The following is a 10293-nucleotide window of genomic DNA, read 5'->3' as shown; positions in this document are numbered from 1 at the left end:
ACCGAGGACGACCCGCTCCTCCTCGAGCACGGCGCCCGGCTCACCCATGTCGAGGTGGCCTACGAGACCTGGGGCGAGCTCGCCCCGGGCCGCGACAACGTGGTGTTCGTCGCGCACGCCCTCACCGGCGACGCGCACGCCGCCGCTGACGGCGGCTGGTGGGCGAACCTGATCGGGCCGGGCCTCGCCATCGACACCGACCGCTACTTCGTGGTCTGCCCGAACCTCCTCGGCGGCTGCCGCGGGACGACCGGCCCGTCGTCGGTCGACCCCGCCACCGGGCGGACGTGGGGCCTGGACTTCCCGCTGTTCACCATGCGCGACCTGGTCTCCGTCCACCGCCGGCTGCTGGCGCACCTCGGGATCGAGCGGCTCTACGCCGCGGTCGGGGGCTCGCTCGGTGGCATGCAGGTGCTGCAGTGGGCGATCGAGGACCCGGACGCGATCGAGCGGGCGGTCGTGATCGCCGCCTCCTCGCGGCTCTCCGCGCAGAACATCGCGTTCTCGGCGGTCGCGCGGGACGCGATCATGCGCGACCCCGACTTCCAGGGCGGGCAGTACGCCGGCACCGGCCGACGTCCCGACCATGGGCTCGCCGTCGCCCGGCGGATGGCCCACATCACCTACGTCTCCGAGGAGTCGCTGGGGACCAAGTTCGGCCGGGACCGGCTCACCGACGGGCCGCCCCGGCACGAGACCGACTTCCAGGTCGAGGCGTACCTCGACCACCAGGCCGCGGTGTTCCTCGAGCGCTTCGACGCGCTGTCGTACCTCTACCTGACCCGGGTGATGGACTACTTCGACGCGTTCGCGGACCCGGCCGCCGCCGCCCGAGCCGGCGCCGGCGGTACCCGGTTCCTGGTGGTCTCCTTCGACACTGACTGGCGCTTCCCGACGGCCCACTCGCGCCGCATCCACGAGCACCTCGCGGCTGGCGGCACCGCCAGCGAGCACGTCGAGATCGCCTCGCCGTGGGGGCACGACTCGTTCCTGCTGCAGCCGCCGGGCTACCACGACCTGCTGCGAGGCTTCCTCGACGCACCCTGAGCGTGCTTCCCTGATCCGATGACGAGTCGGATCGACGCCGACTACCTGGTCGTGGGCGCAGGGGCCTCGGGCCTGGCGTTCACCGACGCCCTGGTCGACCACAGCCCGGACGTCCGGGTCGTCCTGGTCGACCGCCGTCCCGGTCCCGGCGGGCACTGGCGCCAGGCGTACCCCTTCGTCCGCCTGCACCAGTCCTCCACGTTCTACGGCGTCGCCTCCACGCTGCTCGGCGGGGGCCGGATCCAGGTCGACGGGCCGGAGGCGGGGCTGCACGAGCGGGCCGACCAGCCGACGATCCTGCGCTACTACGACGACGTCCTCGCGCGCCTCGTCGGCACGGGTCGCGTCGTTCTCCTCGACGGTCGGGAGTACGACGCCGCCGGGCGCTCGGTCGTCTCGCTGGTCACCGGCGAGCGTCGGGAGGTGTCCGAGCGTTGCCGGATCGTCGACGGCCGCTACCTCGCCCCCGACATCCCGGCCGAGACCGCTCCGCGCTTCGGCGTCGACGGCGCGCGGGTGGTCCCGGTCAACGACCTCCCGCGGGTCGAGGACTGGCCGTCGCAGTACGTCGTCGTCGGCTCCGGCAAGACCGCCACCGACGCCATCGTCTGGCTGCTGGGCCGGGGGGCCGACCCGGACACGATCTGCTGGGTGCGCCCGCGCGAGCCGTGGATGCTGAACCGCGCGAAGATCCAGCCCGACCCCGAGATCTTCCTCGGCATGGTCGCCGACCTGGTGGGCCTCGCCCGGTCCGCGGCGTCGCTCGACGGGTTCTTCCTCGCGCTCGAGGACGCCGGGACCATGCTGCGCATCGACCCCTCGCTCGTCCCGACGATGGCCAAGTCGCCCACGCTGGGGGAGTGGGAGCTGGAGCTGCTGCGCGGCGTCGAGAACGTCGTACGTCTCGGCCACGTCGTCTCCGCCCGCCGCGGCCGGCTCGACCTGGTCGAAGGCTCGGTCGGGATCGCCGAGGACGCCGTCGTGGTCAACTGCGCCGCCGACGGCCTCAAGCAGCCGCCGCTCGTCCCGATCTGGCGACCCGAGGCGATCACCGTCCAGCCCGTCCGTGCCGGCTTCCCCTGCTTCGGCGCCGCGCTGGTCGGGTACGTCGAGGCGACCCGCGAGCCCGGCCCGGGAGGGGACGCCGAGAAGAACCGGCTCTGCCCGCCCTCCAACTACGGCAACACGCTCGCCGACTGGGTGGCGATGAACGTCCGCGGCTTCCGGGCCTCCGCCTCCTTCGGCGCCGAGCCCGACATCAAGGCCTTCGCCGACCGGACCGCCCTCAACCCCTCCCGCGTCCCGCGCGGCCACCCCGGCTCCCCGGCGCTCGACGACTCCCTCGCCCGGCTGCAGCGTGACGTCGGCCCCGGGGTCGCCCGCCTCGCGGAGCTGGCGGGCCTGGCCTGAGGCCGCGCGTCCGCGCCCGCCCGCGCCCGCCCGGAGGCCGCAATTGCGGCCGTAGGACAGGTTCTCGGGCTGGAAGGCTGCTCAACGGCTGCAATTGCGGCCGTGGGGCGCCCCCGGCCTGACCCGAACGGTCAGTCGGCCAGCATGCGGAGCAGGCTGAGGAGCCGGACCCGGTCGCGGGGAGGTACGCCGTCGAGCAGGTGGCGGCGTACGGCGGCCGCGTGCACCGGTCGGGCCTGCAGCAGGGCGGCGCGGCCCATGGTCGAGGCGCGGACCTGCATCCCGCCGGCGACCGGGGTGCGGGTGACCAGGCCGCGGTCCTGCATCCGCGTCAGATGGTGCGAGAGGCGGCTGCGCTGCCAGCCCATCAACGTCGCGAGCTCGTTCTGCCGCGCCGATCCACCACCGTCGTGCAGATGTGTCAACACGGTGACGTCGGTCTCGGAGAGGCCGGTCTCGGCGGTGATCTCGGCGTTGATGCGCCCTCGGATGCCGTCAGCAGCGCGTTTCCACGCCTCCCACAGCTCGCGATCGTCGTCGCTCAGTCCGGCCACGCTGCCACGGTAGGTGAGGTTGACGTGTCACCGCAGGGCGCGGTTGACGTGTCAACATCAGATGGGCTACCCCGCGGAGAGCTCGGCCTCCGAGGCGCCCGCCGAGGCCACGCAGAACTCGTTGCCCTGCGGGTCGGCCAGGGTCACCCAGGCGAAGCTGTCGTCTCCGCGCCGGCCGACCAGGGTCGCGCCCGCGGCGACCAGCCGGTCGACCTCGGCGTCGAGGTCGGGGGCCGCGAAGTCGTAGTGGATCCGGTTCTTGCCGGGCGTCGGGTCCTCGACGAGCTGGAAGGCCAGCTGCACCGGGACGTTGTCGCCACGGACCATCAGGAAGGTGCCGCCGAAGGGGTCGGCCACGGTGCCGCCGACCTGCTCGGACCACCAGGTCGCGAGCGGGACGGGGTCGGTCGAGTCGCAGGTGATCATGCCGAGGGAGAGGGTCATGACGAGACCGTAGGCCTCGGCACCGACACTCGGCGAGCACCGATGAGTCCGACCGTCCGTCCCGGTCAGCACGCCATGGAAATCCTCGACCTCCGTCCGGCCTGTACGACGCTCGCTCGCGTGGTGGGCTCCATCCGCGACGACCAGCTCGCGGGGCCGACCCCCTGCCCGGCGTACACGGTCGCCGACCTGGTCGACCACGTGCTCGGCCTGGCACTCGCCTTCACCGCCGCCGCGCGCAAGGAGGAGCTCGCCGGCCCGGCCGACCCCTCGGGCGACGGCACGCGGCTTCCCGACGGGTGGCGCGACCTCGCCGCCGAGCGGCTCGACGCGCTCGCGACCGCCTGGGCCGACCCGGCGGCGTACGACGGGCTCACGACGGCCGGCGGCGTCGAGCTGCCGGGCGGCGTGACCGCGCTGGTCGCGCTCGACGAGGTCGTGGTGCACGGCTGGGACCTGGCCCGCGCGACCGGACAGGAGTACGACGCCGACCCGGACGCCGTCGCCGCGTGCCTGGAGTTCGCGGCGTCGTTCGAACCGCCCGCCGACGACACGGGGGGCGCTGCCGATACCGGCCTCTTCGGCCCGCCCGTGCCCGTGCCGGACGACGCCCCCGTCCTCGACCGGCTCGTGGGCGCGACGGGCCGGCACCCGCACTGGGTCCCGGCCTGAGGCGGATTTCGTCCGCCCGACCCTGCTCCGGTACATTCTCCGGCGGTGGCGTGTCCGAGCGGCCTAAGGAGAACGCCTCGAAAGCGTTTGTGGGTGCAAGCCCACCGAGGGTTCAAATCCCTCCGCCACCGCCAGTCGATGTCGTCAGACATCTCCAGGATCCGGACCCACGGACGTGGGTCCGGATCCTGTCATTTCCGGACCGACACTCTTTGCTAAGAGCACTTCTCAGATTCGCCTGCGGGATGCCGAGTCTCTAGGCAAAATCTCGGGGTGCTCCGCCGTCTGCTCGTCCCCTCCGTCATCCTCGCCGTCGTGACCGGTCTGCTGGCCTTCGCCGCACCGGCCCACGCGGCGCCGACCTCTCCGAACCTGCAGATCTTCGTCGACACCTGGAACCAGTCGCCCACCCGGGAGTACGGCACCTACGTGTCGGTCACCGGCCAGACGCGGGGCATAAACCTCGACGGGGTGCCGGGCTCGTACGTCATCACCAGGAACGGCGTGCCGGGCGGCACGGGGTGGTCGCTGCACGGGTCCATGGCCGCGGGCCTGATGCCCGAGGACCCGGCCGGCACCTACGTCATCGAGATCAGCTTCACCCCGGACGACCTGGCGACGTACCTGCCGGAGACCAAGTCCGTCACCATCGTGCGCCCCAAGGCCACCACGAGCCTCGATCTCGGCAGTCCGGCGACCGGCGTCGGCGCCGGGACCAGCTGGACGCTGCCGGCGTCGAACCCCACGACGGCGCGACTCGCCGTCCGCGCCGGCTCCACCGCCGGCGCCTGCGCCGTGGCCGGCCGGAGGGTCGACTTCACCGGCGCCGGCACCTGCACGGTCGACGTGACGGCCCCCGAGGACGCCAACCACTTCGCGGCGACGCCGCGCGAGGTGACGTTCACCGTGACCCAGGCCCCGACCACCACCCGGGCGGTCTGGGACGAGCAGACGGTCACGATCACCGAGGAGGCCCACCTGCAGATCGAGCTGCGGAACGGTGCGGACCTGGTCCCGGGTTCCGCCGTGGTGTCGATGGACGGCGTGCCCCGGCCCGCGATCAGCCTGCCCGCCGGGACCGGCACCTTCCGGATGTCCTTCAACCGGCCCGGCCGCTACGAGGTCGAGGTGCGGGCCACGCCGTCCGACCCGGCCTTGGCGCCCTCGGACACGCGCGCGGGCATCGACGTCACCCTCCTGCCCCAGTCGATCACCGCCCCGCCCAGCCCGGCGTACGTCGGCGACACCTGGTCGCCGACCGCCAACGGCGGCGTACCGGTCACCACCAGCTCGCGGACGCCCGCGGTCTGCGCCGGTCAGAACGGGCAGGTCACCTTCCTCACGCCGGGCACCTGCCAGGTCGACAGCAGCGTCGGGGCGAGCCAGTCCTACGACGCGGGCGACCGCTACGACTCCTTCGCCGTCGTGCGCGTGCCGGTGGCCGTGGACGCCACGGTCGTACCGCTCACGGCGAACACCCAGCGGGTCGAGGTCGAGCTGACGTCGGTGCGGGGGACGCCCAGCGGCACGGTGAGCCTGAACGGGTCGGTGGCGAAGCCGCTCGTCGGCGGGCGTGCGTCGTGGGACACCGCCGGTCAGGTCCCGGGCCAGTCGATCCCGGTCGAGATCGCGTACACGCCGACCGTGGGCTCGAAGTGGGCCTCGGTGACGGCCACCGAGGACCTGCTGATCCCGAAGGTGCCGCAGGCCGTGACCATCTCCGCCCCGCCCGCCGACCCGCGGATCGGCGAGACCTGGACGCCCACGATCACCTTCGCCAGTACGACGATGACGACGTCCTGGACGGCCTCCGGCGCCTGCACCCGCGACGGTGCCCTCGTCCGCTTCACCGCGACGGGCGACTGCACGGTCTCCGCGACGCAGGCGGGCAGCTCCGCCTACGTCGAGGGCACCGCCGAGCGCAGGTTCGCCGTGAGCCGTGCCCGGCAGACCTTCTCCGCGAACCCGTCCCCGGCGTACGTCGAGGACACCTGGGCGCCCACCGCGTCGGGCGGCGGCCCGGTGACCGCGACCTCGACGACGCCGGCTGTGTGCACCGCCACCGGCGGCACGGTGCGGTTCGTGTCCGCCGGTGACTGCGTGGTCGACCTCGCCACCGGGGCCACCGGCGACGCGGACGCCGCCGAGACGCGGCGGACCGTGGCGGTGTCCAAGGTGCCCGTGACCCTCACGGTCGAGGTCACCATGCTCAGTGGCTCGATCTCCCGCGTCGGCGTCCACGCCACCTCGCCCCGGGGCACGCCGATGGGCACGGTCTCCGGCTACCTCGACTGGTTCGAGCTCAACAGCGTCGCCCTCACCGGGGGTGCCGTGATCCGGACCTACCTCGACTCGCTCCCGATCGGCGAGTCGATCCTCGGACGCTTCACCTATGCGCCCACGGCGGGCTCGCGCTGGGCGCAGTCCACCTTCGACGAGCGGGTGACCATCCCGCGGGTCGCCCAGGCCATCGCGATCTCCGCGCCGCCCGCCACCCCCCGCTCGGGTCAGACCTGGACGCCCACGATCACGTTCGCCGCGACCTCCCTCGCGACATCGTGGACGGCGTCGGGCGCCTGCGCCCGCGAGGCCGACCTGGTCCGCTTCACCGGGGTCGGAGACTGCACCGTCTCGGCGCAGCAGGCCGGCAATCCGACGTACGCAGAGGGCAGCGCCGAGCGCACCTTCGCCGTGGCCCGGCCGCTGCGGACCTTCTCCGCCGACCCGTCGCCGGCGTACGTCGACGACACCTGGTCCCCGATCACCGAGGAGGTGGTCCCGGTGACGGTGACGGTGACGACGACGGCGGTCTGCTCCACCTCGGGCGGCACCGTCACGTTCCGTGCGGCCGGCTCCTGCGTGGTCGACCTGTCCGCCCCCGGGAGCGCGGCGTACGACGCCACCACGACCCGGCGCACGATCACCGTGACGAAGGTGCCGGTCACCGTGACGGCCATGGGCATCGCCGGCGACGACCGCAGCCCGGTCACCGTCACGCTCACCTCGCCGCGCGGGACGCCGACCGGGACGGTGGACCTCCGACTCGACACCGGCGAGGAGGCCGCCGGCCTGCCACTCGTCGACGGGTCCGCCACCATCCACGCCCAGGGACCGACCCAGGCCCTGGACTACTACAACCTGCAGGTGTTCTACCAGCCCGACAGCGGCCGGTGGGACAGCGCGTCCGTCGTCTCCCGGCACTGGTTCATGGGCCGGCAGCCGGTGCGCATCGTCGCGCCGACGGCGACAGCACGGATCGGCGGGACCTGGACGCCCGCCATCGCCTGGCACGACTCCGGTCAGCCGTCGTCCTGGACCGTCGCCGGCGCCTGCGCCCGCGAGGACGACCTGGTCCGCTTCACCGGGGTCGGCGACTGCACGCTCACCGCGGTGCAGAGCGGCAGCGCGGTCTACCTGGAGGGACGCGACGAGCTCGTCGTCCCCGTGCTGAGGGCGCTGCAGCCCATCACCTTCACCAACGACGCGCCGACCTCGGCGTACGTCGGCGGCCGGTGGGTGCCGCTCGCGAGCGGCGGGCCGTCCGGACGGCCCGTCGTGGTCGATGCCGGTCCGGTCGGCATCTGCCACGAGGTCGCCACGGCCGAGGGCGGCGTGCCGACCCCGGCCGTGGAGTTCCGTGCCGCCGGCGAGTGCACGGTGACGTTCGCGCAGCAGGGGACCGCCGACCACGAGCCGGGCGAGCGGGTGGTCACCGTCCCGGTCGCGCTGGTCCCGGTCGAGCTGACCCTCACGGCGGACGACGACCTCGCGGTGGGCACCGAGGGCACCCTCGAGGTCGCGGCCACGGCCGACGGCGAGGTCGTGCCCGGTGAGGTGACCGTCGAGGGCGGCGGCATCTCCGTCTCGGGCAGCGTCGGCGACGGCCCGGCCGAGCTGGCGGCGACCTTCGACCGCGCGGGCACCCACGAGCTGACGGTGTCGTTCGAGCCCACCGACCCGGCGACGTACGCCGCCGCCGAGGACGAGGTCGACGTCGTCGTCGCCAGGGGCGTCCAGGCGATCACCGGCCCGCAGCCGCCGGAGACGGCGCTGGTCGGCGACACCTGGCAGCCGTCGTACACCGGCGGCGGCTCGGGGGAGCCGGTCGCGATCGAGGCCTCGGGAGCGTGTGAGCGCGCCGGTGCCCTGGTCCGGTTCACGGCCGCCGGCACCTGCACGCTCACCGTCGACCAGCCGGGCGACGACGACTGGGTCGCCGCGCCCACCGTCACCGCGACCACCGAGGTCGGGCTGGTGCCGGTCGACGTGACCGTCACCGCGCCCGACGACGCCCGGGTGGGCGAGGCGACGGAGCTCGCCGTCGTCACCTCCGCCCCCGGCACCGTCGAGGTCGTCGTCGACGGCCAGACGCTGCGCGGGACCGGAGCCACGCTGCCCGTCACCTTCACGAAGGCCGGGGAGCGCGATGCCGAGGTGTCCTTCACGCCCGCCGACCCCGCGACCCACCAGGCCTACGCCGGCACCACGACCCTGGTCGTGGCCAAGGGCGCCCAGCAGCTCGCCCTGAGCGAGGTCGCGCCCGCGACCCGGCGCGCCGGCGGCACCTGGACCCCGGCCGCGTCCGGCGGCGAGTCCGGCTCGCCCGTCCTGGTCGCCGCGGCACCCGAGGCGGTCTGCACGGCCGAGTCCGGGACGGTCCGGTTCGCCACCGCCGGCGACTGCGAGGTCACCCTGACCCAGGCCGGATCGGCCGACTACGAGCCGGCGCCCGAGCTGCGCCGTACGGTCTCGGTCGAGCGGCGTACGCCCTCCCTCACCGTCACGCTGCCCGACGACGCGCGCGTCGGCGAGCCCGCGCGGGTGACGGTGCACTCCGACGAGGAGGGGTCGGTCCGCTTCCAGCTCGACGGCGACGTCGTCGGCGACCCGGTCGTCGTGTCCGAGGGCACCGCGAGCGCGACCCTGCTGCCGACGGCGGCCGGGGAGCGCCGCGTGACCGCGACCTTCACGCCCGACGCTCCCGGCGCGGTCGCCGGTGGCGAGCGGGAGGTGACGCTCGACGTCGCGCGCGCCTCGACCGGGACCGTCGTGGCGGTCGCCGCCGACGGCCTCACCGCGACGGTGTCCCCGACCCACGCCGCGGCCGGCGTGCCGACCGGCGAGGTCGTGTTCGCGGCCGGAGAGGTCGAGCTCGGCCGGGCCGACCTCGCCGCCGGGGTGGCGACCCTCGACCAGCCGCTCGACCCGGACTGGGCCGGTGAGGTCACCGCGTCGTACGCCGGGGACGCCGACCGCGCCGCCTCGACCGGCTCGGTACGCCGTACCCTGCCGACCATCGAGGCGTCGGTCCGGGCGGCCCGCCCCGCAGTCCGCGGCTGGTACGACGGCCCGGTCGTCGTCGAGTTCTCCTGCGAGCCCGGGAGCGCCGCGCCGGTCACCTGCCCCGCGCCCGTCGCGGTGGGTGAGGGCCGGGCCCAGTCCGTCACCCGTGAGGTCACCGCGGCCGACGGCGGTCGCGCCACGGTCACCGTCGGCGACCTGTCGGTCGACGCCTCCCGGCCCGAGGTCGCGGTGCGCGGCGTGCGCGCCGGCGCCGTGGTCAAGGGCCGCCCCCGCGCGACCTGCCGGGCCGCCGACGCCGGGTCGGGGCTGGCCTCCTGCCGGGTGGTCCACCGCCGCGATGGTCGCGCCTGGGTCGCCGTCGCCACGGCGACCGACCGGGTCGGGCACACCGCGGTGACGCGGGTGCGCTACCGCCAGGCGCGGGTCTGGGTCCCCTTCCGTCCCGCGGGCGAGGTCGGCACCGTGACGCGCGGGGACCGGGTCTGGCTCGTCGTGCTGACCGGCGGTGCCCGCCCCGTGGTCACCGGTCCGCTCGGCCGGTCCGCCGACGTCGTCCGGGTCCGACGGGTCCGGGGGCTGACCCGCTGGCACGTCGCGGTCCGCTTCCCCGCGGACGCGGAGCGCGGGGCGTCGTACCGGGTCCGGGTGCGCGGCGGCGGCACCAGCGAGGTGGTGCGCTTCCGGGTCCGGTGACCGGGCGCGAGCCGTAGCGTCCGCTTCCGGCGATCCGTCGAGACGGCGGCGCCCCGGACGGCCGCACCACCGATAAACTCCGGCCGTCGGGGCGACCGGCCGGAGTTCCCGTGCGCCCCGGTGGGACCGTGCGTGCGGAGTGTCGAAAAGGGCCGTCGATCGTTGGTCC

The 10293-nt window shown here is 74.5% G+C and carries 6 protein-coding genes and 1 tRNA gene; 5 read left to right on the top strand and 2 right to left on the bottom strand.

What is annotated here, in order from left to right; translation table 11 throughout:
• Both metX and VMF51_RS06135 read left to right on the top strand, forming a co-directional pair.
• A partial coding sequence (gene metX, locus VMF51_RS06140; protein ID WP_325473525.1) for a homoserine O-acetyltransferase MetX occupies positions 1-1047 on the top strand: 1047 nt, incomplete at its 5' end.
• Positions 1048-1065: 18 nt separating this feature from the next.
• On the top strand, positions 1066-2457 hold the full coding sequence (locus VMF51_RS06135; RefSeq protein ID WP_325473524.1) for an NAD(P)-binding protein: 1392 nt from the start codon (positions 1066-1068) through the stop codon (positions 2455-2457).
• A gap of 131 nt (positions 2458-2588) precedes the next feature.
• On the opposite strand, the gene VMF51_RS06130 is transcribed toward VMF51_RS06135, so the two are convergent.
• Positions 2589-3011 carry a MarR family winged helix-turn-helix transcriptional regulator gene (locus VMF51_RS06130; protein ID WP_325473523.1) on the bottom strand — a complete coding sequence of 141 codons (423 nt, stop codon included), beginning with the start codon at positions 3009-3011 and terminating at the stop codon, positions 2589-2591.
• Between the two features lie 66 nt (positions 3012-3077).
• Entirely contained in the window at positions 3078-3455 is a 378-nt protein-coding gene (locus VMF51_RS06125; RefSeq protein WP_325473522.1) for a VOC family protein, read from the bottom strand.
• 42 nt (positions 3456-3497) lie between these two features.
• On the opposite strand from VMF51_RS06125, the gene VMF51_RS06120 reads away from it, so the two are divergent.
• The 3 genes from VMF51_RS06120 to VMF51_RS06110 all read left to right on the top strand — a co-directional run bounded on the left by VMF51_RS06120 (position 3498) and on the right by VMF51_RS06110 (position 10124).
• Positions 3498-4127: a TIGR03086 family metal-binding protein gene (locus VMF51_RS06120; protein WP_325473521.1), complete on the top strand. Its 630-nt coding sequence runs from the start codon at positions 3498-3500 to the stop codon at positions 4125-4127.
• 44 nt (positions 4128-4171) lie between these two features.
• Positions 4172-4261 (top strand) — tRNA-Ser (locus VMF51_RS06115).
• A gap of 139 nt (positions 4262-4400) precedes the next feature.
• Positions 4401-10124, top strand: a complete 5724-nt coding sequence (locus tag VMF51_RS06110) for a hypothetical protein (protein WP_325473520.1) — start codon at positions 4401-4403, stop codon at positions 10122-10124.
• Positions 10125-10293: the final 169 nt, after the last annotated feature.

Origin of the sequence: Nocardioides sp., assembly GCF_035503875.1 — a bacterium.
Taxonomy (GTDB): domain Bacteria; phylum Actinomycetota; class Actinomycetes; order Propionibacteriales; family Nocardioidaceae; genus Nocardioides.
This window is presented reverse-complemented; position numbering and strand designations above follow the sequence as displayed.